Genomic DNA, 23865 nt, shown 5'->3' on the forward strand with positions numbered 1-23865 from the left:
TGTATTTTTGTTTTCTCTATTTGACCTGATATCAGCCGGGGACTTGCCGGTATCTAAACAGTTGCTTTTCTTTCTATGAGGTTATTGATCATTTTTGCTTGTTGCTTATTTGTGGGTTTTGCTTTTGGTCAGGATTCTATTGAAGACCTGAAAAAGCAGCTGGAGCAGGCGGGTAGCAGCAAAGAAAAAATGTACCTGCACTACGACCTGGCTGAGGCTTACCTGCGCAGCAATACGGAGGCTTCTATTGAGCAGGCTAAACTGGCGCACCGGTTAGCTACAGAGATCAATAACTCCAGTATGGGTGCAGAAGCGGCCTTTCTGGCCGGTCGGGGCTATGAGCGCGACCGCGATGAGCGGAACGCAGAGGTTTGGTACCGTACTGCTTTGGTCAAAGCGAAGGATGCCGGAGATTCTGACCTCATCATCAAAAGTGTGGAACGGCGGAGTCGACTGGCTGAAAAAGACCGAAACTACCGCAAGGCTTACCAGATTGTAGAGGAAGCCTTCAATTATTTTAGCCAGAACGGCACGAGTATCAGTGACCTGGAGCGCAAATATGAGCAACAGCGTAAAGCCCTTGATCAGGAGCGGCAACGCCTACAGGCTGAAATCGACCGCCTTTCGGAAGAAAAAAATCTGTTGTCTTCTGACCGGGACCAACTACAACAGCAGCAGCAGCGCCTCGTGCAGGAAAAACAGCAGGTAGAGCAGGAGGTCAATAAAAAGGAGGAGCGCCTGGCTGACGTCTCTGCTGCAAAAGCGAAAGCGGATTCTCTGGCGGAAATCAATAAAAAGAAGTTTGAAAAGCTGTCTGCTACAGAAGCTCAGCGGGAAGCGGTCCTTCAAGCTCAAAAAGCTGACTTGGCAGAAGCTAAGCTCGAAGCCGAGCGGAGCCGCCGCGAGGCAGAGCGCAATAAAGAGCAGCGCAACCAACTTCTAATCCTTGCCAGTTCGGGTGTCCTGTTGACTTTACTGCTGCTGGTCCTCTTTCTCATCAGCCGCCGCAACCGCCGTCAGCTCAAGGACAAAAACCGCATGATCGAGCAGGAGAAGGAGCGCTCCAATGAACTGCTGCTGAACATCCTGCCTGCCAATATTGCCGAGGAACTGCGAGAGTACGGCAAAGCGCAAACCCGCAAGTACGACGAGGTGACCGTGCTCTTTAGTGACTTCATTAATTTCTCCAGGATATCTGAGCAGCTTTCGCCGGAAGAGTTGGTGGAAGAACTGGACCGCTGTTTCAAGGGCTTTGACTTTATTATTGGCAACTATCCGGAAATCGAAAAAATCAAAACCATTGGTGATGCCTACATGTGCGCTTCCGGTTTGGATGACCGCAAGACCATGCCGGGCAGCATGATAAAGGCGGCGCTGGAAATGCAGGAGTACCTGGAGGAACAAAAGCAGGAGCGCATGCGCCTGGGCAAGCCTTACTTCGAAGCTCGGATTGGCATTCACACAGGTCCTGCTGTAGCGGGCGTGGTAGGCGTCAATAAATTTGCTTACGATATCTGGGGCGATACGGTCAACACGGCTTCTCGGATGGAGACCAATGGTCAGGCCGGGCGGGTGAATATTTCAGAGGCGACTTACAACCTGATCAAATACCAGTTTGACTGCGAGTACCGTGGCAAAGTGCAGGCTAAAAATAAGGGCCTGATCGATATGTACTTCGTTAAAGGGGCTCGCGCCGGGGCTGCCGTTTCTGCTTAGTGTTAACCGGCTGAAGGGCTTCGGATCGGTCTTTGTTGCTGTTGCTTTAGCGGCAGCTATTCTTCTGTTTGTCGGCAAGTGGCTGGTCATTTTGTACAATTCTCCGGCCGAAAATACCGTTCTTGCCCCTGCAACCATCCGCACACCCAATCCTGAACCTTCGAAATCAAACGCTACCATGAGAATTAAGCTACTTTTGGCCGTTTTGGCATTGGCCGTTTTGCCCTCAACTGTACTGCTTGCTCAGCAAGATATGAGTACGCACTTTTTGCGGCATACCTGGCAGGCGAACCGGACGAATCCGGCGTTTTTCCCGGAATATGAGATGGTGATTGGGCTGCCAGGCGTTTACAACAGCCTTTGGGTGGAAAACGTGACCTACAATACGCTTTTCGCTGAAGATGGGAATGGGAACCGGGTGCTTAATGTCGATCAGGCTATCCTCGGGATGGAGGACCGCAATGCCATACGCGAAAACCTGGATATTGAAACCCTCAGCCTGGGCGCACGATTCGGGCCTTTGGGGCTCAGCCTTTCCCACACCTTTCGCTTTAATGCATTTATGGATTACCCAAAGACCCTGCCGCAGCTCATTTGGCAGGGCAATGCTCAGTTTATTGGAGAAGAAATTGAGTTTGCTCCCGATATTGATGTGCTGGGCTATCAGGAATTTGCTGTGGGGGCAATGATTGAAATAAGTGACGCCGTGGTCATCGGTGGACGGGCTAAGCTCCTTTCAGGTGCAGGCAGCATCAACAGTAGCCGGAATCAACTCCGGCTTCGAACGGACAGCGAGATTTACCAATTGTCGCTAAATGCCGATTATCAGGTCAACAGTGCTTCTTCCCTGACTTATGATGGCTTTGACGATATTCAAACCAACTTCGATTTTGCGACTTTCTCCGCAGAGAGCCTGTTTACGGGCAACACCGGGTTTGCTTTTGACCTGGGGGCGCACGTGAAGCTCGGCAAGCTTGAGCTGGCGGCTAGTGTATTGGATATTGGGGGTATTGACTGGGATGAGGACGTGAACAATTACAGTCTTAAGGGCACCTATGAATATGAGGGGCTTGACTTTGCACAGCGGATTTTTGATGATAGTACCAGTTTTGGTTCCGTTCTGGATACACTTGAAGCCGTTTATGAAATAGAGGAAGGTTCAGAAGGTTTTCGGACCACCCTGCCCACCCGTTTTTACCTGAGCGCTACGTTGCGCCTACGCGAAAACTGGACTGTAGGGGGGCTGATTTTTAGTGAAAGCTACCGTGGCAACACCTACCCGGCAGCCGCCCTATCCTCTAACTTGCAGGTTTTGCCATTTCTGAATGTCGGAGGGATTTACTCCTGGCGCAACAACCGCTTTGATAACCTGGGGCTGAATGCTACTCTTAAAGCCGGTCCGGTTCAACTGGTTGCTGCCACTGATAATATTCTAACCGTTTTCCAGCCCAAAGACAGCAACGCCAGTCACGTGCGGCTTGGTCTCAATTTACTCTTTGCGCCCCGGGAAAGCGAAATGAAAGATGCGGGCCCTAAGTGGTTTTGATGAGTCCGTCCTTTAGCCGCTGTGCCATCATGGTGAAAATGCGGCGGGTGGCTTCCTGCTCTAATTCCAGAAAGTAGGTATATTCAGCTGTGGTAAACTGCCCAATTACGACACCAAGCAGCTGAAAGCGCAGCCGCTTATCTTTGCTTAGGCTGTGCTCAATCTGCGCAGCCTGATCCTGAGGGGACTGCTGCCGGAAATTGACTTTTCGTTTGTCCATCATATGCAGAAAAACGGCCTGTAGCAGCTCATTCTGTAGTTTCAACACTGGTCGGAGTGTTGTGTTTTGAAAGCGCTCCTCAGGGGTGCTTTCAATATCCTTAGTCGGGACATCAGGGCGTATACCGATTTTTTGATCGTCTGTCATTTCGCACTTTTCCCATTTGAAAAAATATTCGTCAAAAAGGTTGCATGGAATAGGGTTAAAAATTTATCTTTGCAACCGCAAAAAGCAGAATGCTGCTTTTTATTTGATATGGCGTGGTAGCTCAGCTGGTTAGAGCGCAGCATTCATAATGCTGAGGTCGAGTGTTCAAGTCACTCTCACGCTACAAAAGGCATCTCAATATGAGATGCCTTTTCAATTTTCAAAACCGCCTCTCTAATGTTTTACTTCTACGTTCTCTACAGCTTAAAAGACAACCGCCTGTAAAAAGGCTCGACCTCGAATTTGCTGCGCAGGTTGGAGCAGCACAACGCTGGTGCGACGCGTTCGACAAAGCATCGGCGCCCTTTGATCCTTTTATATTTCGAAGAATATGCCGATCAATTGACTGCGCTGTCGAGGGAGCGGTGGTCGAAGTCATTGGAAGGAGGAGCAGCCTTAAGGGAGCTGTTGACCACCAAGGGCTTGCTGAATGAATTAGGGCGGCTTAATATATCAGCGTAGCACAGCAGGTTAGAGCGCAGCATTCATAATGCGGGTGCGACCAAAAAAGGCCCTCCCGAAGGAAGAGCCTTTCAATCAATAAACCTTATTTATGCGAAGTTTTAATCCTTAGGGTTTGATGTAGCCCGAGCCATCGTTGGTGACGTACAGCGATAATTCCTGGTGTACAAATACCTCGGCTTCTCTGAGTTGGTTCCATTGCCGGATTTGAGCTTCGGTGATGTTGAATCGCTTTGCTACATCACCAATGGTTTCTCCCGGACGTACCTTGTAATTCATGTGGAAAGTATTGGGGTAGAGCAGCTGATAATCTGTAGTATACTGACCTGAACGGGCTGCGATGAGCGGCTTGAGGTTCTTTATCCCTATAGCTGGTAGCAGCAGATAGTGGCCATCTGTACGCTTGGGGATAATACTTCCCCGGTAAGCCGGATTCAGCTTGCGAATATCACTCAACGCAACGCCTGAAGCGTGTGCAATCTCTCCGAAAGTGAAGCGCTCGTAAAGCTTGATTCCGCTGATTGGCTGGTTGAAAACGCCGCGGGAATCTGGCTTCAGACCGTGGTGGCTGTAGTAGTTGGTGATGTAGGCCGCAGCAATGAACCTTGGCACATATTGGCGGGTCTCCTCTGGAAGGAAGTTGGCAACCGTGTAGAAGTCCCGGCTGCCGGCTTGCTTAATCGCTGCATTGACCCGTACTGGCCCACAGTTATAGGCAGCAAGCACGAGCGACCAGTCCTTGTAGTGGCTATGCAGGCGGGATAGCATTAGGACCGCCGCTTCCGTTGACCGGTACACATCATAACGCTCATCTACCTGATGGCTAACTTCGAGGTCATACAAGCGTGCGGTAGGCCGAATAAACTGCCACAATCCGGCAGCACCTGCATGAGAGGAAGCCGCTGTCTGCAGCCCCGTTTCAACTACAGGCAGATAACGGAGCTCACGGGGCAGCCCGTGTAAGCTCAGATAGTGCTCGAAAATGGGGAAAAAAGCCGTTGTACGGCCAAGCATGCGCTCCGTATCGCGGTAGCCATCTGTGACGTAATCCTTGATGCGGTTACGAACCTCCAGATCGTACCTGGCTTCGAAAGGAATAGTGAGGCGGTCGATCCGCTCTTTCACTTTGTCCTCTATCTCTGAAGACCAGCGAGCATTAAAGTCGCCCGATCGTTCGGAGAAGGGGTCAGATTTGGGCGTAGCAGTCAGGCTGTTCACTGCCAAAACAGCTACAATTGTCCATGGGAATTTCATGCCTTTGGGTTTTGCATGAAGCTTTACTGCATAGGGTTTAGCCTTTTATGCAGCATGAGCATCAACCGGACTGCATAAAGCAGCCCTCCGATACTCAGCACAGCCACCGGGAAAAGCAGCTGTGAGCCAACAACTAGTTTTATACTCTTCTTGTTTTCGTACATGTATCAAATTCAGGACCGCACGAATGCCGAACTTTATTTGATGGGGCAAAACTATTCTCTTTAGCGTTAAAAGTCAACGATTTGTCTTTGCCTCCCCTTTTTTATCCCCTTAGGACCTAAGGTGTTACCACATATGGAGAAAAAATATGTTTCGTGCTGGGAACTAAAATTCTGCTTGTAACCACTGTTTTTTCAGCCAAAAAGAATATTATACCTTGGTAAGGGGTGCATTCAGTAGTTCGTACCGGCTCAGAAGGGGGTGAACTACGGAAGCATTAACAAGTGTTAATGTTTTGTTAACAAAAATAATTTTGTGGGTATTGGGAGGGAAAAACTGAGTTTTCTAATGTCATTTTTACAGCTCACATGTCACCAAATGGTAAGATAAAGGAAGTCTGTCATGGAGATTCAAGTTATTGCGTTTGGTATCGCAAAAGATATACTTGGCAACAGCCAGTTTGCGGTGGAGCTGCCTGCAGAAGCAACAGTCAGCGACTTAAAAGTCAAATTAACGGAACAGTTCCCTGAATTTGCTAAGCTGGCTTCTCTTTCCGTTGCAGTCAATACCAGCTATGCAAAGGACGACCAACCGATACAGCCGGAGGATGAAGTCGTCATTATACCACCTGTGAGTGGGGGTTAACGGTTGTTCAGCTACCGAAAAAACCTTATCTTGGGTGAGTCAGCAACTGAGAAGGTGGCTGGCTTTACTACCAGCCCTGTTTTGCCCCCCTGCTGACTGAATCCCTTGAACATATCAAAAAGCAAGCATACTCAAAGTGCCATTTTTTCCGGCACCCAACATACTTTACAGGAGTTGTATTTGACGGATTGACCATGTTCATACTATGAGAAAAACTGTACTGACCTTAATAGGCATCTGTGCCTTTAGTGTGCTGCACGCACAACCGCCGGGCGTCGCTGGTCAACATCAGAACCGGGCAGCCTCCCTATTGCTTAGTCATGATTTTGAATCCGCAATTTCTGAGTTAAGACACGCTGCTGCCCACTATAAAGCTACAGCCTCGTGGCCCTATTACTTTTCCTGCCTCAATCAGATCACTCAGGCTCAGCTTGAACTCGGCCAATTGGATGCCGCTAAGCAAACCGCTAAACAGGCGCTCTGGCAAAGTATTCAAACCCTCAGCCGTAATAATGATGAAGCGGCGAAAGCCGCCCATAAGCTGGGGCAAGTGTACGAAGCCGCCGGCCGTTTTGAAGACGCAATGGAGTGCCATCGTATGGCTTATGATATTCGTGAAGATCTGTTTTCAAGGGAACATCCTCAAACAGCGGCTTCACTTCTGTTTATGGCTGTTACCGCACGCAGTCAGGGTTCTTTTGGCAGTGCAGCAGCCTTCCTGGAAGAGGCGGAAGAAATCCTGGCCGAATACTACGATGAAGGTCATCCGGAATTAAGCCGGGTCTGGGAAGAAAGGGGCATGCTCTACGAGAAGCAAGAACAGCTGCCTAAAGCCAGGGAGGCCTATGAGCGGGCTATAGCCATATTAAAGGTATTCCCCAATCAGTATCCAGAGGCTTTGGGGCGCAATTGGTGCCGGTTGGCCAGATTGTTGCCTGAAGGGGAGCGGGCTCAAGCTTATCAGCGGGCTTACCACTTGTTCGAAGCTAATGAGCGCATGCAGAACAGTTTCGCTGGAGAGGCCGCCCTTCAACTAGCCAAAGATGCACTGCAGGCGGGCCAACCGGCTTTAGCCGTTCAAATAGCAGAACGGACCATCCGTAACCCGGGAGCCCGGTCTTCCGCCTTTCCACTACTGGCAAAATCGCACCTTTTGTTGGGGCAGCTTGAGCCCGCGCTTCAGCACTTTCGGCAATGGATCAATACCGCTCCGGATGCCCTCCAGCCTGTTGATTGGGCTAACGCAGCGGAGTTGGCCCTGCTGAGTGGAGCGAGGGCTGAAGCGCTGCGATGGAGCAAGCTTTTTGCTGAGCGTAGTGAAGGGCTTCTTCCGCGGTATTTTGTAGCCCGTGCTTATGCAGCCTCTGGCAATGAAACGAGAGCCCGGCAGATCCTGAATCACATCGCCCGCTCCACGGAGCCTGCAGTCTTAAAAGCACTAGCGGAGCAAACCTTAGGTGAAATGGAGCTTCTAAGTGGGAATACCGAACAGGCGATGGTTCATTTTAAGTCGGCCCTGCGCCAGGCTGACCACTATGAGTTCGTCCAAATTCGGTTGCTTTATGCTCTTGGGCAGGCGCATACACTACTAGCTGGGCAGGACCGGCATACCGTAGATAATATAAAAGCTGGCACCGATTACTACGCTGAGCTGCAGGACCGCCTGAAGCTTCTGTTATCGAAGCCGCTTACGCCATTTGAAGCTTACTGGCTGAAGCACCATTTGGAAGGTATCGTCAGCAGTGGGATGCGACACCTTTATTTGCAGCAGCAATACGTTAGAGATGGCTTTTCAGTTGCGGATGCCTACAATTGGGTTGAATTCGGCAAAGTCGCCCTATTTAATTTTCACGATGTGGAAGCCTGCACCGCTCCTGCTTTTTGGAAATACCGGGCACATCGGCTGGACAATGCATATCCGTATGAGAATGGCAGGGCTTCAGGAGCAATTTCGGCGGTAGGCGAGGTGTGGGCAGGTTTACGCTCGCAACAGGCAACGCAGCTAAGGTATAAGGTAGAGCACAGGCCCTTGCAGGAATTTGAGGCTGTGTTGTCATCACTGAGCTTATGGAGTTACCATTACTGGGTTGCGGATCAGAATTTATACGTTTTACAATTGGGAGCAGGGGCTGGCCGGTTGTACCGAAAGCACATAGAGACCAGTCAGAATGGGCAAATAAAAAGCCTTCACGGGAAGACGCTGTTTCCAGGATTAGAATCCAAAAGGAGCGGGGAGATTTCAGGCTTGTTGGTGCTGCCCAGTCATCAGTTAGCCATGTACCCCTTTGGCAAAGCAGAGCTGGAGAAAGGGAGTATTTCCGACACTCATGTTATATACCGTCATTTCTGCGCTGCGTCCTTTCTAGCGGACCTTTCTTCCGCCGAACAATTGCCTGGTACCGAAGCAGACGCTTATTTCTTTCAAAGTGAGCCTTCTGAAAAAAATAGTGATGGCGTAGTGGCCATGCCGACAAGCCATTCGTCAATCCATAGTTGCTTCTCTGTCCTGTCCGATTGGCTGAGCGCTTCCAGGGCACTAATCAACCTACAAGTCCCTGATGAGGGCATCAATGCCCGTTTACTGTTGACGGCAGATGCGGGCAGCGCGCTGGCGCTGGCCCACTCCGCATTGCCTCATGCCAGGTACTTCGCATTGGATGAGGCGCACACCGACTATTGGGGCAACAGTACAACAGGCCTGATCAATCGAGTACGTGCTCAGCAGCGTTTTATCGGAACTTTTATCGAGCAACAAGGCCTCTGCCAGGACCCCGAGGTATATGTGAATTGGCTGGAGGCCGCCGCCACTTCACCAAACCCCATAGAACAACTGGCTGCCCTACAGGCACAGCCGGAGTGCAAGGTGCTTCAAACAGTGCGCACTTTTGGGGCACCCTACAGCCAGTCGGAAAAAAGGGGGGCTTCTGACATCCCGGTGCTCTGGATTCTTGGCGGTGTATTTGGGCTGATTCTGACTGGGCTATGGGTCAGGCGGTAGCCCCTAGGATAACAGCATTTCCTGTATCTCCCGGTAAGCAGCAATAGTAGAATTCGTGTTGGTCGCACAAGTGTCCCAAAGCTGCTGGTTGAATGCTGTATTGTAAGTGATTGGAGAAGACTTTACGATTTGACCTTTGAAAAGGTATTTTCCGCTAAGCCGCTCGTAGTCGTCGGAAAGGGACAAACGCAAGAGTGCATCAATGGACTCTTCCGAAGTACGCTCCCAAAAGCGGGTAGCCAGTTTGACCGCCCAGTGCAAAAAGCGGGGCACCTGCTGTATTGTGGCTGGGTGGCGCGCTCCGGTTGAAAAAGCATGGACATCCACCCCTGTACCAGACAAACGGCGGTTGAGCTCGTACGTCCAGGACAAGCGGGCCAGCGCAACCTGCCGCTGCGCATCGCGGATGGAGAAATTATATTTCAATCCCGGATCGTTGAAGTTGATGGCACCCAGCCGGTGCGATTCGTAAGTCAGGTTGAGGACCCGTGCGCCATCCGCTGCCATGAGTAGAGCGCTCAGCTCATTGGTGAAAAGGTAAGGCGCAAGTACATTGTAGGCGAAGTTGCGTTCCTTGCCATTTGCAGTAAGCTTCCGGATAGGGAAGTAAGCCTCCGCCAGGTTGAGGAGTAAGTGGACAGACCGGTAGCTGTGCAGGATTTCCTGTGCTTTCGTTTTGATATCTTCCAGCGAAAACCAGTCAACGAGGATGAGGTCGATATCCGGGTTTTGGCTTTCTTCGATCAGTTTGATCCTTGCTTTGCGAGCCCGTTTTTTGTTATCACAGACCATTACGACAGTTGCGCCTTCCCGGGCAAGCCCCCGGGCGGCAGCGTAACCCAGCCCGGATTCGGCACCGGTTACGAGGCAGGTAAAATCTTTCATTTGTTGTTTACAGTTTATGCTCAGGGCTTCTCGAAAAATAAGTTTTCCAATTGGGTTTTGCTTTGATTAGGCACAAAACCAACCATCGGGCGGGTTTTGGGACTTATCAAGGCAAAAGCTACAAGAGCAATTGGTCCCGATTATTATCGGGATTGCCCCACTACTAATGTTCATGGGCTGCCTCCCAACTTACGACCAGGATAGCAGCAATACGTCCTTTATGGTTGAATTAATCGCTAAAAACAATAATAAATTGTGATGGAGCGAAAATAAGCAGCTTAGAGCGCCCATGCGGTGATTTTTGTCACTCCCTTTATAGATAAACTGTCAGGAATCAGACAGGCAGGTGGCTACCGGTCGTATTGGTGCAGGTCGAGATCTTCGATTAGATTAATGATTTTTTCAGCGTACTTGGGGTCTGTGGCATAACCAGCTTTTTTTAGCCCCCGTGCCCACCCCTTGTAGTCATTGGACTTGAGTTGGAACAAAGGCTGATAGCGGCTGCTCCGTTTCAAGAGCAGGCTGTGGGCCCGGAAACTCTCCCAGGCGCTTTTGTAGATGCGGAAAAAATCTTTGTGGCTGTCATCGGTAAAGTTGCTGCAGTGCCCTTTGGAACAGCTTTTTGAGAAACACTTCATCCCGAAGTGATTGTTGTTGCGGGTAGCCAGCTTGCTTTCGCCTACATTGCTTTCCAACAAGCCCTGAGCCAGTGTGATACTCGCCGGGATGCCGTACTTGTCCATCTCCATGCGGGCTACTTTGGCAAACCTTTTTACATAGGCTTTCTGTTTTTGCCGCTTTGTCCTGCGGTCGGCAGCACTTTCCTTACGTACCTCTCCCTTATTGGCTGCGGTCAGGTTGGAATAGGTGTTGGCCAGGTTGCTGACGTTGGTCCTGGGTGCGGGTTTAGCGGCTGAGGCTGCCTTTCTGGGCGCCTGTTCTTCTACAAGCGAGGTATTCATGGCATGAGCCTGTGTGGCCGGTTCCCGGAAAGCCACTGTTTGCGCCACAGGCCGGGAGGTGACCTTAGGCTGCACAACAGCTGCGGTTGGCCGGTTCAGTTGCAGGTCAATAACCATGTCTTTCTGCAGGGCCATGTATGCCGCAGCACCAAGCAGTGCCGTCTTGAGCCAGTGTTTTTGAATGGCAAGGCTGGTCTCTTGTCCTGCTCTGTAGGCGAGCTGCCGGATGTTTGTTTCGTTGATGAGGTTCATATCTGTCAGGATTGAGTACCGGATGGCGGCCTGCTCACCGGTTGTTAAAACAAAATGATGCAACAAATTTAAAATAAAACGTTTTAAAAACAAATCAATTTAAACATATTTTGTTTTTTCATGCATCCTGCCAGGTTTTAAGAGACCCTTAACCAACACCCATCCAATTTTTCCTCCCTTTTAATTGTTGTAGTCCCGGTGTCCAACTACCTTTGCGGAAATTTCCGTGAAGATTATTCCTGAATCAGAAAAACAAAACAATATGAAGTCATACATCCTTTTTGCCGCCTTCTTGTTTTTGACACCTGCCCTTTCGATGGCGCAGAAGTACGGCCACCTCAACTTTGGAAATCTCATTTCTTCACTGGAAGAAACGAAAGCCGCCGACAGCGAGCTGGAAGCTTACCAAAAGCAGCTCGTGACCAAAGGCGAAGAAATGGCAGCAGCCTGGCAGAAAGAGGCCCAGGCCTTCGCTCAGCAGGTACAAAGTGGTACCATGGCGCCAAAAGCACAGCAGGAAACACAAGCCAAGCTTGAGAAAGAGCGCGACGAAATCCTGGCTTACGAGCAGGAAGTGTCTCAAAAGGTACAGGCCAAACGGCAGGAACTGCTGGAGCCGCTCATCACCAGAGCCGAGCAGGCTATTCAGGAAGTGGCTAAGGAAAACGGCTACGTCATGATTTTTGATACTAGTGTTTTCAATGCAATCCTGTTTGCCGAGGAGGCAGATGATGTGATGGAACTGGTGAAGGCGAAGCTGTAACTTTACGAATTTGCCCGCGTCAATAGAGCCGCTACCGGAGAATGTTCGGGTAGCGGCTTTCGTATTTCTGCACTCACGCCAACGCCAAATTATACAGCTATCCCATGTGCTCCGCCTGGAGCCCTTTGGCAAAGACCGCCTGGCCGTGCACATGAAGGGTGGGGAAAAAGCCCTGGTCTCCAGTGCCAGCCGGACACCCGAGCTGCGCAGGTGGCTGGAAGGGTAAATTTCCACTTAAATGCTTATCTTTAAATAAAAAAACATGGCTTCTGCGGTGCGAACAACAAATGAAGTGTTACAAGAGCTGGCGGAGCTGGGGCCTTTGCATTTAGAGCGCCCCTTCTCACGCGACGGCTTTGAGCAATTATCCGCACGGTATCCTGATCTCCGCATGGAACAGGAGGCAGATGGCTCTATTCAGATTATGGCTCCGGTAAAATTTGGTTCAGGGAAAAGGGAGTCCATTCCTATGGTTTATTTAGGACAATGGTGGCTGCAGCACCGAAAAGGGCAAACCTTTAGCGCATCGACGGGTATTCAGATGCCTGATGGCAGCCTCAGAAGCCCGGACTGCGGGTGGATTAGCGAGGAGCGGCTAAAGGAAGTTACGGACGAGGAAGCTTACCTGTCTGTAATCCCCGACTTTGTGGTAGAAATCCGCTCTGGCACGGATTTAATGTCAAAACTCCGGCATAAAATGGCGGATATCTGGATGCCTGCCGGCGTCCGCCTGGGTTGGTTAATCAATCCTTATCAGGAAGAAGCGTTCATTTACCGGCAAGACCAAACTGAGCCAGATTACATACAGGGCTTTTCAGACCGAAGCCTGACCGGGGAATCCCTGCTGCCTGGTTTCGAGCTCCCACTTGATGAGTTAAAAGTATAAACTCGCCATTGTACAGGAGTTATTAGTTTAGCAAACTGAAATGCTGAAACTGAAAGACTTCGGAGAAGTCACACCTTAATATCATGGCAGTAGCACTACAGATCGACTTCGTAGAAGTCGTATGTTAAACCTGGCTGAAGAGAAATGTTTGTAGACATCCTGCTTTTTAAACCTTGCTCAAAGCAAAATAGTGCATTATCCCAAAATTCTTGCTGATAGCCGGCAGTAAATGCCAGCCATCGATCACTATCCTTTCTTCCGGCGCTTCTTCCTCCACGGCGCATCCCGCTGCCAGTCCCCCGCCATAATACAACCGTAGGGGATAACCCGGTCCACCACCTCGCCCAGCCCAAACTGCTTCATCTGCCGCTGTACAGCATCCGCATTTTTGTAAGCCGAAGGAAGCTCGGAGATATCAATGTTGCCCGAGAAAAAGCGGACATCCAGACCCGCCGTTTCTTCCGCAAAGATGGCCTCCATACTGCGCCCGCCCTGATTGCGGATGTGCTGCGAACGGCTTACATTCCGCCCTGCACCATGAGGGGCAAAGCCGAGGTTGCCAGCGGTGGCTTCCCCTTTGACGATCAGTACCGGCTCACTCATATTAAGCGGGATGAGCCGCAGCCCCTCGTGGGAGTCTGGCACGAATGCGTCGGTCAGTGGAGTCGCGCCCTTGGCATGGTAGAAGCGGTTGCCTTCTTTGAAGACAAAGTTGTGCTCGTTCCAAAAGCGCAGGGTGTGGTCTACCTTCAGCCGCCGGCAGGTGGTCTCATGCAGCACCTCATGGTTGAGCTTCGTCCACTGCCGCACGAGCTGCAGGGCTTCCCAGTAGTGCTTGCCATGCTCCTCCTCGTAGGGAATCCAGGCGTTACCCGACAGCGTCTTGGGTGATAGTTCCCGACGGTAGCTTTCCGCCAGTGCCATACCTTTTTTATACAAATGCGCCCCCAGCCCCCGGCTCCCGTGATGGGTCACCATGATGGTCTCCCCGGTCTGCTCCGATTGCCCAACGAACAAAAAGTGGTTTCCATCACCCTGTGTGCCCAGATGGGATTGCGCGACCATCTGGCTTTTATCGTCCCGCAGGAAGAAGTTGCCTTGCATCTGATCAGTAAGTTCGGAAGGGAGCTCAAAGCCACCTGAGGTGCGCCCTCCGCCCCCAAAGTGGGTGATGCTGTGGGCCGTGTCCAGGACTTTCTTAGGATCAATGTGCCCAAAAGAGGTCATCATGACGGAGCAGCAAATATCCGCGCTGTGCATAGCCGGATGGATGGCATTTTCGGTCACTGCTACGCCACCGACGGGGATCCGCCCCTTTCCACCGGTCGGGCAGGCATCGGGCATAACGGCTCCGGCAACGACCGTAGGCGTTTTCATCAGCTCGTCCATGCTGCGGAATACGGCTTCCACATTACTGATCTCGTCCTCCGTTTCTGCTTCGATATTTTTATGGTAGGCAAGCGGTGCCTCACGGGGGGCAATCGGCCACTGTGCCACGCTATCGAGGTAAGCTTTGAGGTCATCGCCCTGTAGTTGGTGTTGGTTGGCATGCTGCAGGGCATCGCTAAACCAGCGGCCGGGCTTATAGCCCATGTCGATTAATGTTTGTCCGGTAATTTTCATGGTTGCTCGGTTTTGTTGATACAAAGTTGAATCGCAAGTGCGCAACCATTTTGCGTAGTCATGTTTTTTTGGCTTGTTTCGTGGCTTTTAACCGTGAAAGGCTGGGAAATCGTTCCCACTACATCATCAAACGCTTCTCCACTGGCCGATTTTTTTCGACGAAATTCTCCCAGCCCTATTGATTACGGGTTAAAATCGGTGCAACTCGCCCCAAAATTGAATCTAATGAAACCAATAATAACCTTGTCTTTAGCACTGATGCTCACCATTACCACTGCCTTTGGGCAATTGCATTGGGGCGCTCGCGCTGGTTTGTCCATCAGTAAGGTGGAAAACAACACCCTGTACCATCAGTTGCACAGCAGTTCCGCGTCTTCCACGGCTTTATTGCCGGGCCTGAATGCCGCATTGATGCTGAAAATTCCAATCTCCAACCGCCTGTCCCTGATAACAGAGGCCCAATACCTGCAAAAGGGCGGGCGGATACAGGAGCGCTTCCTGCTGCCGAATACCGGTACGCAGCCCGTTTTTGAGGACTTTGAAACAGACTATAAGGTAGCTACTATTGAGTTGCCCGTTCTGCTGCACTACGCGCTCATTGATGGACCTTGGAAACCTGGCTTTTTCGCCGGGCTCAGTTACGGGCGCATCCTCTCCCATCGCCTGGAGGGTGACCAAATGTACCTCCCTGATCAGGACCAGATCTTCCTGTTGGCTGCAGATGGGATACCCTTTGAAGAGCAAGCTTCGATGCTGCTCAGGGGCGAATTTGAGCCGCAGGATTGGAGCCTGGTGGCCGGACTGTCGCTTTCCCGATCCATCGGTCAGCACGAATGGGGCTTCGATGCCCGTTACCTCCACGATTTTACCGACTGGCGGACGGAAAAGGTAAATGGCAGTGAGGAAGCACAGCTGCGTAGCCGGGCGTTGGTGGTTTCAGTGGGGTTTTGGTGGTAAATGCTCTATTGCTCGACCTTCCCCACCCAAAGCGCTTCCGCCTCACCATCTACACGGATGACGTAGTAGTACAAGCCAGCCGGCAAGTCCAGCGCTGCCTCGTAGGCCAGGAAGTAGGCTTTCTTGGCAGCGAAAGCGATGGGCGCGTCCTCGTCGATTTCCATTACCTGGAGTTCTCCTGTATGCAGGAGGGCATCCGGGTAGTTATCGGGCCGATTGTCGAAGAGGGTAAGGGTCATGGACTGCCCCTCTTCGTATTGGGCGCTCAGCATTTCGCCTTCCAGCGTGAAATTTTGATTGGAGAAGCGGGCTTCAACGGCGAGTTCGTAGGTAGCGCTCAGTGGGGAGGCGGCTACGAGTGCTTCCAGTGCCGGATTGGGCTGATCGGGGGGAATATTGGCTATTGGCGTATCCTCCGGTGCTGTAGGAGTAGTGGTTTCTTTAACAGCTTCCTCTTCGGGCACTTCCTCCGGTGCGGTAGGCGAAGGAGCCGGCTGTTCGATCGCAGGTGGCTCAACAGGCTCAGCATCCGGGGCTGGCATAAAGAAGTAATAGAGAAGGCTCGCTACGATGATGAGGATAAGAATGCCCAGGAGCAGGCGCAGGGCGCTGCGGTTCCCCGGCTTTCCATTTTCGGCAGGTGCTTCATAGGCTTCGCTAATGGCTTCCAGGTTTTGGCGAAAGGCCCATTCATCAGCATTGCCCAGGGTGCGGTGCACGCGGCGGTGGAGCTCGACTTCTGCCGCCAGGGTTTTATCCCGCTCCAGCTCGGCCTCAAAGGCTTTGCGCTCCGGCTCCGGCAGGGTGCCGTCGAGGTAGGCTTCTATTCGTTCGTATTGTTCCTGCATGGCTTCATTTATTCATGAGTTCAGAATACCGGGCATCGGCTTTTACCCGTTGGATGAGCTGCTCTTTGCATTGGAACTTGCGTTTTTTGGCGTAGCCGACACTGCTGTATTCCATGCGCTCTGCAATTTCTGCCATTTTCACTTTGGCAAAAAACCATTGCAGCAACTGCTGGCAGTCCTGGCCCAGCTGCCGGAATGCATCCCAGAAGAGTTGTTCTTCTTCCTGCTGCTCCAGCAATTGGCTCAGGCCTGCTTCTCCAGTGTATTTGTAATCTTCCGGGATGGATACCTCGTTTCCCGACTTTTTTTGAAGGCGGTTGCCCCATAGGTTACGGCAAATCCCATACAGCAGGGTGTAGAACCCGCTCGTCAGCTGGAAATCGGCCTCCTGTACTTTTTTGAAGATTACGATGAGGGCATCCTGAAAAACATCCTTGGCATCCGCATCCCTCCCCCCGTTTTTGCGGATGAAAGCGGAGATACGAGGCAGAAACTCCTGGTAGAGCTGCTGCAGCCCCTTCCGGTCGTTGTTGCGGATGGCATTGATATAGTGCTCGTCGGCTGGGCGCATAGTTTTGGTCTTATACCTACGAAACTACAGTTTTTTTTAGCAACTAGGGTAACCCTTTGGGCTTTGCTTAAATCAAGGGAGTAAAGGAATGGAGACCTTAAATTGCTGTTTCCGGCAAGTGACCTGTCGCTTTCCAGCGTCATTTTTCATTTTAAGGCTTACTTGACGTATCTTTTGTGACCGAAGCAACCTGAAACCATGACCACAAAGTTTTACCTGCTCGCTTTTCTGATGACGCTCCTGATGCACACCAATGGTAAGGCACAGATCAAGCCCATCCGGCCTTTCAACAGTATCAAGGCCCTGGTGGTCGGGGTGTCTGACTACCGGGACAACCGCATACCGCAGCTACAGTACGCTGACCGGGATGCGGAGGCTTTCGCCGAATTTCTTACTCATGAAAGCCCCTGGAAGGTGAAGGAGGAAAACCTGGTCCTGCTGACCAACGAACAGGCTACCTACGGCAATTTTATCAGTGAATTTACCAGGCTGAGCGGTCAATGCGAGCGCAACGACCGTTTTATCCTCTATTTCTCCGGGCATGGGGACGTGGAGGTGACCTCGGACAAACGCATGGGCTATCTCCTTTTCCACGATGCGCCCCCTACCACTTATGCTTCCGGCGGCGCGTGCATGATCAACACCCTTGATGCCTTTTTCCAGCAGTTGATTCAGGAGCAGAATGTTCAGGTCATCCTCATCAGCGATGCGTGCCGGTCGGGTACTTTGGCGGGCAGTTCTTACGGGGGCCCGCAAGCGACGACAGCAGCCCTGGCGGAGTTGTTTTCCAATACAGTAAAGCTCCTGTCCTGCGAAGCGCACCAAACCTCGCTCGAAGACAAAAAGTGGGGCGGCGGGCGCGGTGTTTTCTCCTACTATCTGGTCAAAGGGTTGCGCGGTCAGGCCGATGCGGATGAGAACCGCTTCGTTGACCTCTTCGAACTGGAGCGCTATGTGCAAGACGAAGTGCTCATGGCTTCCAATCAGCAACAGCTGCCGATCCGGCGCGGCGGAACGGGCAATATGAAGATCAGCCGGGTACGCCCGGAGCCGGAGTCCAGAGAGCCGTCGCCAGCCCTCGCCCAGGACACCAGCTATCTGCCCGACCTGGCCCGCTTTGAGCAGGCCCTTGCGAATGACCATTTACTGTACCCGGAGGAGGGCTCTGCCTACCAGGTCTACCAAAAAATAAGGCAGATGCCCGGTACCGAAGCCGTACAGCGCCTGATGACAGTCAGCTTGTCCAGCGCTTTGCAGGATGATGCGCAGGCCGCCATCAATGCCTATATCACTACACCTATGGAGGTCGTCGCGGAGCGCTGGGAAAATGAGGAGGTCTACAGTGTCTACCCCGATTATCTGGCCAAAGCTGCCGAGCTGGTAGGCGAAAGCAGTTTCTTCTTCCGGGAAATCAAAGCCCGGGAGCACTACTTTCGGGGCGTGAACCTCAGGCTGGAGGCAGAGGCTAACGGTTTGCCAAAGCCAAAACTTGAAGAGGCGCTTGTTTTACAGCAAAAAGCCCTGGCACTGACTCCGGTAGCCCCTCATATTTACAATGAACTGGGCTTGCTCTTCCGCCGTCTCGACCGCCCCGCCGAGGAACTCAACGCCTTTCAGCGGGCCAATGCCCTGTCACCGACCTGGGGGCTGGCGCTTACCAATCTGGCCTACACCTACAAGCGCCAAAAGCAGTTTGGTGCGGCTGAGGAGCTGTACAAACAGGCCATCGCCCAAGACAGCAGCCTGGCGCTTGCCTATTACAATCTGGGTGTGCTGTATGAATCCACGGAACGCCGGGCGGAGGCGATCCAAATGTATACTGCTGCCATGGAGCGGGATGAAAGCTATGCCGCACCGGTTTTCTCCCTTGCCAATCTGTATGCCGATGAGGAGAATCGGCATGAGGAAGCCTTACGCCTGTTGCGCCGCTATCAGCAGTTGGAGCCGGAGGCTTTCAAGGGGTACGATATGATGGCTTACCTTTATCTATACAGTGATCAGTTGGAGGCTGCTTTGCCTAGTGCGGTGCGCATGTACGAGCTGGACGGCGGCTCCAATTACAGCAATGACTACCTGGCTTATATTTACTTCGAGCTGGGGCGTTATGAGGAAGCCCTGCCCTTTTTGGAACAGCGCCTGCAACATGCACCGGAGAAAGCGGCTCACTACCTGGAGCTGGCAGCCTGTCAGGCCCAACTGGGACAAAATGCAAACGGGCTGGCAACACTGGAAGCGCTGCTCGCCCGTTTGGAAGTCTATTTGGAGGAATTAGAGGGGCTCGATCAGCTGGCGCCGTTGCGGAGTGCTGCGGGATACCGGGCGCTACTGGACCAGTATTTTCCCGACCGGGATTAATCTGGTTCCATGCAGGTATCCCCCAAAAACCACACTATGCCTTCTCTTCCACCCGGCCGTCCACATGCTTAGCGAAGCGACCACGCGACCGCTCATGCACCTGATCAGGGCGGGGCCAGGGCCAGCCACCGAATTCTGTAGCCTGGTATTCCTGCATGATTTGGATGATGCCTTCCCGGTCATTGGCTACAAAGGGGCCGTGCTGTACGACCGGCTCGTTGATCGGCTTGCCCTGCAGAAACAGCAAGTAGGCATCCTCTGCTCCGGCTTTCAAAGTTGTAGGCTGGTCACTGTGCAGGTCGATAATCTTCTGTGCAGGTATGTCCTGCCCGTCTGCGCTTACCGTAGTACCCTGATAAAAGTATAGCGAACGGTTGAGCCCGGCACTAGCCGCCGGGAGGGTAAAGGTCTTGCCTGCTGACAGTTTAATGGTCCAGATGGCTACCTCATTGGCAGGGTCAGCTGCCCAGGAATCCGGGGCGGGAGCCGGTGCCTTGTGCCCTTCGAGTTCGCCGGCGATGATGTCGACTTTCACGCCATCTGCTTCATAAACTGGTACGGTGTCTGCCCAAAGCATTTTGAAGTGCGGCTCCACCCGCTTGCTTTTTTGGGGCAGGTTGAGCCAGATTTGGAACAGCTCCAGTGGGTTTTCCGCATCGTCACGCAGGAGGGGGAACATCTCGGAATGCTGTACGCCTTTTCCGGCGGTCATCCACTGCACATCCCCATTGCCGAAGCGCCCGGCAGCACCCAGAGAATCAGCATGGTCAATCAGTCCTTTCTTACCGATGGTCACCGTTTCAAAGCCGCTGTGGGGATGGTGCGGAAAGCCGGGTACGGTCTTCCCGTGGTACATTCGCCAGTCGTTGGACGGGTCAAAGTCCTGCCCGATGGCACGGCCGCCCAGGGAGGCATCAGGGCCCAACTGGGCATTGCCTTTCGGATAGCGGTCATTGTGGTAAGCACAGAAAATGAAGGGGTCCTGTGTGGCCCACGGAAAACCCAGCGCCCGAACCATTTTGATAGAGGTATTTTGCGTACTCATAACTGCTGTTTTTGATGTTCTAACATTAAAATGAGTCAAGCCTTGTTTTTGTTTACCGGGACTGCCGTTTGATGATCCTTTTTACGGCCCGCTCTATTTCCCTCACTATGCGGCCCGGATCACTGTTAGGAGCGATATCCAAAGGGAAAGAGGTGAACTGCCCCCTGAAGAGTAGGATTTTGGAGAAGCGGATATCTCCATCAACCTGAGTGTACAGCCCCCGCAGCGCATACGCCCCCGGATAATCACTGGCATCAATAAACAGGTAATCGGCACTGGCGGCCTTTTCATTTTCCCGCCGGAATATATTTTCCAGCTGCTTCATCAGTTGCAGGTCATCCGTCAGGGTGGCTTCATTGAGGAAGGTGGTGCGGATCAGTACCGGTTTTTTTTGTCCGACGGGTAGTGGCTGCTCGTATTTGACAATCCCGATATCAAAGCTGCTGGCATCGGCAGGGAAGCCCAGTGTTGGCGTCTGTACGCCCATGATGGAGGCGGCAAGGCGGGGCACTTCGTCCCGGGCATGCTGAAAGAGCGTCATCACATCCACGTATTCCCCATCGGCAGTTCGGGTGGTGGCCAGGCCCTGTATGCCCTGCAGCAGTGCATAGGTGAGCAGCCCCTGTCCGTACTCGCTGGCTTCAAAACTAACCTTATCGGCAGCGCTGCCGGAGAGGATGAACATGCCGGTGCGGTCTTTCATGCGGTCCAATGCCCGGATTTGACTGGCGTTGAGGTTGCGGGTGCCGCTGCTGAGGTCTTCCACGGCTTGTCCGGAGTTGCAGGCATCAATGACGAGCACCTGCTTGAGGGCGGGGATGTCGTTGATCCATTCGGTGAGCTCGCTGCTCGGGATGGTGTACTGATCGCGGACCTCTGCATCCATGATCATATCGGTATTCGCCACATCGTGGGTGAGGTAGTAGAATTGCTCCCGGTCGCCATTGCCGAAAGCCAGCCCGTGGCCGGAGAGGTAAACGAGGAGCACGTCTTCGGCTTTGGCTTTTTGCTGTATGCTTTGCAAGGTCTTTTGGATATTCGCTTTGCTGGCGTATTGCCAGGAGATGTTGGTGCCTTCGAGCCCGGTTTGGTCGGCCGGGGCGGTGGTCAGGCAGTGCACTTCTATACTGTCGCCATTGGCAAAAAGGTTAGCGCCGACGAGTGCGAGGGAGCGGGCCATAGCTATCGCATCCTGCGTGGCGTACTTCAGGTCCAGGGCTTCCCCATTGTAGTCGGAGGTGCCTACTGTCACGACGTACATTTTGGGGTCGAGTTCTCCGGTCCAGGAGCTGCTGCTGTTGCCGGTATTTCCTCTGGTCCGGCTGACCGGTTCGTAATTGAGGTGAAGCGGTCTGCTCTTCAGCCATCCTTCGGTATTATACGCCTGAATGCTGATACGGTTGGTACTGTCCGGATGTCGCAGCAGGTAGGGATGCACCGGGCGCAGGTCAAAGGAAAAGCGGGGTTTGCGATCAGGGTTAGCATCATAAGCCACTTCCTTTCCATTGACCTGAATGGACACTCTGCCGATTCCACCGGACCGGGCTTCGAGTGCCACCTTTAACTGATCGCCCTGAATGCCGGCCTGAAGCGCCGGGTACAAGGCTACACGAGCCAATCCTTCCACAGAACGGACGGGCTCAGTCAGGTAACCCAGCGATTTTTGCAACAAGCCAGGCTCGTAGTAGCGGGCTTTAAGCTGTTCCAGTTCTATGATTTCGGTGCGCTGGCCGGTTTCAACCAGATAGTAAAGCAGGCGCATGGCATTTGGGGACGCATCGAACAGCCCTTGCGGGCTAAGTACAATCCAGTCGTCTTTGTCAATAAGTATGAGAGTGGCGATTTCCTTACGCTCATGGATGCTCCAGATTTTGACTTGTCCGTCTTCCGCACCACTGGCAAAATAGTTGCCATCCGGTGCAAAGGCGAGGGCTTGTACCTTTCCCCGGTGCCCCCTGAAGGTATGCAAAAGCTGCCCGGTGGCAAGATCATAAAGGTGGACGGCACGGTTCCAGGTACCTAGTAACAGTTGGTCCCCTTCGGAGGAAAATGCACCGGAAAGGGCGTAATTATCTTCCGGATCCGGGAAGCGGTGCAGAATTTTACCCGAAGGCACATCCCAAACGTAGCAGGTGGTGCCTTCCTTCAGTTCATTGGCGGGGATGAGGAGCAGCCGCTTGCCATCATTGGAGAAGATGGCCCTTCTTACCGAATAAGACCCCAAATTGGCCGGTGCTAATGAGCGGATGGGCTCCATGTTTTGCAGATTCACCAGTACGGGGGTGTAACCTCTGTCGCCACGCTCGAAGCGCACTCCGGTTTGTCCGTCTGCCGTAGTCGCTTTAATGCCTTGTTGGGTGAGGGTTTGTTCCCGGAAGGCTCCTTCTGACAGGGAGATGCTGTTGTAGATATTGGTGGGCGCCCCAGGAGCTTCCTTGCGGCAAGCCTCCAGGTCCCAGGTATGTACCAAGCCTGATGCTGAAGTAAAGCTGAGCTTTTCGCCATTCTCACTATAAGCCAAATCAGCGGGGATGAGATGGTGAGCACGCAGGGTTCGAATCCTTTGCCCGGTGTTGGCATCGAGTAGATAAAGGGTGCCATCGAGTCCGCTGCACGCCAGCATCTGCCCATCAGGGGAAAGCCGGCCAGCGGGTGGTTCTAGCATCATCGATTCATTGGTAGTTGGGGAGCCGGTAGTGTAAGTAAGCATGAATACCTGCTGTACAGGGTCGTACTTCCGGAACAGCCCCTGCTCATCCACCAGAATTACAAAACGGCCGTCCGGAGCAATATCCCGGAGTTGATAGCCTTCGGGTACTTCCAGGCGGTAGAGGAACGTGCCAGTTTCGGTCGACCAAAAGTTGTACTGAATGGAGTATTCTACCTCGACACCCAGTATTTTGCCATACGCCCAAAACTTGGCGTATGGCGAGAGCCCGTTTAGGTTTTGGAGCTGCATCTGGTCCTGAGTAACCGCATCCCAAAATTGAATCTGCCCTTCCCTGATTTTGTAAAAATAGCGCCCATCCGGCGTAAAGCCATCGGGCTCAAAATCAGGAGCGGGTACGCTATCGGCAGGGTTGTCAAGCCGGGCTAAGCCGCCGGACTGCTTCATGCCCCATTGTCCATCGGCAGAGAAGCTTTGGAAAGGGTCATCCCGGAGGTTCATCCCCCGGTTTTCCGGGTTCCGAAAGCTAAAGAACAGCGGCCGGTAATCCTGCCAGCCTTTATTATACTGAACGTACTGCAGATTTGGGGAAGCGATGGCCCCACGCATTACAGCGCCCCCGGCTTTCACAGAGGACTTCAGCAGTTTTCCGGTTGCCACGTCCCAAAGCATCAGCCCCCCATCTTCTCCAGCGGAGAAAAGGGTATTGCCATCCTGTGCAAAGTGGAGGTTGTAAACAGGCCCGGTATGCCCGGCTGGCAGGCCCAGCTCTACGGGCTGGGCGATACCGGACAGGGGGAGGAGTAGAAATAAAAGGGGTTGAAGGTAATTTGTCATCCG

19 protein-coding genes, 1 tRNA gene and 1 pseudogene are annotated in these 23865 nt (G+C 52.5%); 11 read left to right on the top strand and 10 right to left on the bottom strand.

Going from position 1 to position 23865, the window contains the following annotated elements; genetic code table 11:
• Positions 1 to 75: 75 nt before the first annotated feature.
• Both MRY86_RS19040 and MRY86_RS19045 read left to right on the top strand, forming a co-directional pair.
• Positions 76 to 1716, top strand: a complete 1641-nt coding sequence (locus tag MRY86_RS19040; protein WP_293568824.1) for an adenylate/guanylate cyclase domain-containing protein — start codon at positions 76 to 78, stop codon at positions 1714 to 1716.
• A gap of 178 nt (positions 1717 to 1894) precedes the next feature.
• Positions 1895 to 3262, top strand: coding sequence for a DUF5723 family protein (locus MRY86_RS19045; protein WP_293568826.1), 1368 nt, complete (start codon positions 1895 to 1897; stop codon positions 3260 to 3262).
• Here MRY86_RS19045 and MRY86_RS19050 read toward each other — a convergent pair.
• Complete coding sequence (locus MRY86_RS19050) at positions 3249 to 3629, bottom strand: hypothetical protein (protein WP_293568827.1); 381 nt, start codon at positions 3627 to 3629, stop codon at positions 3249 to 3251. The genes MRY86_RS19045 and MRY86_RS19050 overlap by 14 nt on opposite strands.
• A gap of 110 nt (positions 3630 to 3739) precedes the next feature.
• Here MRY86_RS19050 and MRY86_RS19055 point away from each other — a divergent pair.
• Positions 3740 to 3813: transfer RNA gene (locus tag MRY86_RS19055), tRNA-Met, on the top strand.
• 131 nt (positions 3814 to 3944) lie between these two features.
• Positions 3945 to 3998, top strand: a pseudogene (locus MRY86_RS27235) (hypothetical protein); the annotation flags it as partial.
• A gap of 29 nt (positions 3999 to 4027) precedes the next feature.
• Here MRY86_RS27235 and MRY86_RS19060 read toward each other — a convergent pair.
• Together MRY86_RS19060 and MRY86_RS19065 are read right to left on the bottom strand one after the other, a co-directional pair.
• Positions 4028 to 4174: a hypothetical protein gene (locus tag MRY86_RS19060; RefSeq protein ID WP_293571823.1), complete on the bottom strand. Its 147-nt coding sequence runs from the start codon at positions 4172 to 4174 to the stop codon at positions 4028 to 4030.
• 85 nt (positions 4175 to 4259) lie between these two features.
• Entirely contained in the window at positions 4260 to 5405 is a 1146-nt protein-coding gene (locus MRY86_RS19065) for a lytic transglycosylase domain-containing protein (protein WP_293568829.1), read from the bottom strand.
• A 564-nt stretch (positions 5406 to 5969) separates the two neighbouring features.
• Between MRY86_RS19065 and MRY86_RS19070 the strand changes: the two genes are divergently transcribed.
• Positions 5970 to 6212 carry a MoaD/ThiS family protein gene (locus tag MRY86_RS19070; RefSeq protein WP_293568831.1) on the top strand — a complete coding sequence of 81 codons (243 nt, stop codon included), beginning with the start codon at positions 5970 to 5972 and terminating at the stop codon, positions 6210 to 6212.
• 205 nt (positions 6213 to 6417) lie between these two features.
• Positions 6418 to 9210: a tetratricopeptide repeat protein gene (locus MRY86_RS19075; protein WP_293568833.1), complete on the top strand. Its 2793-nt coding sequence runs from the start codon at positions 6418 to 6420 to the stop codon at positions 9208 to 9210.
• Positions 9211 to 9213: 3 nt separating this feature from the next.
• On the opposite strand, the gene MRY86_RS19080 is transcribed toward MRY86_RS19075, so the two are convergent.
• Both MRY86_RS19080 and MRY86_RS19085 read right to left on the bottom strand, forming a co-directional pair.
• Complete coding sequence (locus MRY86_RS19080) at positions 9214 to 10095, bottom strand: SDR family NAD(P)-dependent oxidoreductase (protein ID WP_293568835.1); 882 nt, start codon at positions 10093 to 10095, stop codon at positions 9214 to 9216.
• 350 nt (positions 10096 to 10445) lie between these two features.
• Positions 10446 to 11309, bottom strand: a complete 864-nt coding sequence (locus MRY86_RS19085; protein ID WP_293568837.1) for a glucosaminidase domain-containing protein — start codon at positions 11307 to 11309, stop codon at positions 10446 to 10448.
• A gap of 262 nt (positions 11310 to 11571) precedes the next feature.
• Here MRY86_RS19085 and MRY86_RS19090 point away from each other — a divergent pair, with 262 nt between their 5' ends.
• From MRY86_RS19090 to MRY86_RS19100, 3 genes are read left to right on the top strand one after another with little or no spacing between them, the layout of a single operon-like run.
• Positions 11572 to 12072, top strand: a complete 501-nt coding sequence (locus tag MRY86_RS19090; RefSeq protein ID WP_293568839.1) for an OmpH family outer membrane protein — start codon at positions 11572 to 11574, stop codon at positions 12070 to 12072.
• A gap of 10 nt (positions 12073 to 12082) precedes the next feature.
• Positions 12083 to 12298, top strand: coding sequence for a hypothetical protein (locus tag MRY86_RS19095; RefSeq protein ID WP_293568841.1), 216 nt, complete (start codon positions 12083 to 12085; stop codon positions 12296 to 12298).
• Positions 12299 to 12346: 48 nt separating this feature from the next.
• Positions 12347 to 12958 carry a Uma2 family endonuclease gene (locus MRY86_RS19100; protein WP_293568843.1) on the top strand — a complete coding sequence of 204 codons (612 nt, stop codon included), beginning with the start codon at positions 12347 to 12349 and terminating at the stop codon, positions 12956 to 12958.
• Positions 12959 to 13204: 246 nt separating this feature from the next.
• On the opposite strand, the gene MRY86_RS19105 is transcribed toward MRY86_RS19100, so the two are convergent.
• A complete protein-coding gene (locus tag MRY86_RS19105) occupies positions 13205 to 14581 on the bottom strand; it encodes an RtcB family protein (protein WP_293568845.1) in 1377 nt (458 codons plus the stop codon).
• A gap of 225 nt (positions 14582 to 14806) precedes the next feature.
• Between MRY86_RS19105 and MRY86_RS19110 the strand changes: the two genes are divergently transcribed.
• Positions 14807 to 15538 carry a porin family protein gene (locus tag MRY86_RS19110; protein ID WP_293568847.1) on the top strand — a complete coding sequence of 244 codons (732 nt, stop codon included), beginning with the start codon at positions 14807 to 14809 and terminating at the stop codon, positions 15536 to 15538.
• Between the two features lie 5 nt (positions 15539 to 15543).
• Here the strand turns inward: MRY86_RS19110 and MRY86_RS19115 are convergent, their stop codons facing one another.
• Together MRY86_RS19115 and MRY86_RS19120 are read right to left on the bottom strand one after the other, a co-directional pair.
• On the bottom strand, positions 15544 to 16386 hold the full coding sequence (locus MRY86_RS19115) for a hypothetical protein (protein ID WP_293568849.1): 843 nt from the start codon (positions 16384 to 16386) through the stop codon (positions 15544 to 15546).
• 4 nt (positions 16387 to 16390) lie between these two features.
• The gene (locus MRY86_RS19120; RefSeq protein ID WP_282775209.1) at positions 16391 to 16957 is read right to left on the bottom strand and encodes a sigma-70 family RNA polymerase sigma factor; all 567 of its coding nucleotides are present in this window, start codon (positions 16955 to 16957) and stop codon (positions 16391 to 16393) included.
• 198 nt (positions 16958 to 17155) lie between these two features.
• On the opposite strand from MRY86_RS19120, the gene MRY86_RS19125 reads away from it, so the two are divergent.
• Positions 17156 to 19312 carry a caspase family protein gene (locus MRY86_RS19125; protein ID WP_293568853.1) on the top strand — a complete coding sequence of 719 codons (2157 nt, stop codon included), beginning with the start codon at positions 17156 to 17158 and terminating at the stop codon, positions 19310 to 19312.
• Positions 19313 to 19346: 34 nt separating this feature from the next.
• Here the strand turns inward: MRY86_RS19125 and MRY86_RS19130 are convergent, their stop codons facing one another.
• Entirely contained in the window at positions 19347 to 20357 is a 1011-nt protein-coding gene (locus MRY86_RS19130; protein ID WP_293571824.1) for a pirin family protein, read from the bottom strand.
• 52 nt (positions 20358 to 20409) lie between these two features.
• The gene (locus tag MRY86_RS19135; RefSeq protein ID WP_293566977.1) at positions 20410 to 23862 is read right to left on the bottom strand and encodes a caspase family protein; all 3453 of its coding nucleotides are present in this window, start codon (positions 23860 to 23862) and stop codon (positions 20410 to 20412) included.
• Between the last annotated feature and the right edge of the window lie 3 nt (positions 23863 to 23865).

Origin of the sequence: Phaeodactylibacter sp., from assembly GCF_022763345.1 — a bacterium.
Taxonomy (GTDB): Bacteria; Bacteroidota; Bacteroidia; order Chitinophagales; family Saprospiraceae; genus Phaeodactylibacter.